Source organism: Maribellus luteus (assembly GCF_003576475.1).
Lineage (GTDB): Bacteria > Bacteroidota > Bacteroidia > Bacteroidales > Prolixibacteraceae > Draconibacterium > Draconibacterium luteum.
This window is the reverse complement of sequence record NZ_QWGR01000320.1, coordinates 1-508: the sequence shown is the minus strand read 5'-3', so window position 1 is coordinate 508 and position 508 is coordinate 1. Positions and strand designations below refer to the sequence as shown.

Below are 508 nucleotides of genomic sequence, written 5' to 3'. Positions count from 1 at the left end.
GCGATGCGGATGGCGTGGTCGTGATCCCGCGTGCCGACGTTGAGCGCATTCTCGTGCTCGCACAGAAAAAGGTGGACGCCGAAGCGGCCCGCATTGCGGCGATCCGCAAGGGCGATACGCGCCCCGGCTGGCTCGAGAAAGAATTGCGCGCGGCGGGCATGCTGGCCGAAGGCGAGGCACTGTAATGAGCACGACTGCAACCAAGCCTGTCCTGCTCGTCACGGCGGCTGACCTGGCACCCGAGGCGTTGGACATGCTGGGCGCTTTCGAAGTCGTGTTTGCCGGCAAGCAACCCACCGAAGACGACATCGTTGCGCTCTGCGCCCGGCACAAGCCTGTGGCAATCATCGTGCGCTACGGCAAGGTCAACGCCCGCATCATGGATGCAGCCGCCGGCAACCTGCAGGTGATCTCAAAGCACGGCAGCGGTATCGATGTCATCGATCAGGACGCCGCCGCGGCACGTGGCATTGCGGTGCGCGCTGCAGTGGGTGCCAACGCGGCTGCT

2 protein-coding genes are annotated in these 508 nt (G+C 65.2%); both read left to right on the top strand.

What is annotated here, in order from left to right:
* Nucleotides 1-185 (top strand): hypothetical protein (locus D1614_RS29070; protein WP_206610229.1); only part of this gene is annotated, 185 nt, incomplete at its 5' end.
* The coding region (locus tag D1614_RS29065; protein ID WP_206610228.1) for a Rossmann-fold NAD(P)-binding domain-containing protein at nt 185-508 on the top strand (324 nt) is incomplete at its 3' end. The genes D1614_RS29070 and D1614_RS29065, both read left to right, overlap by 1 nt.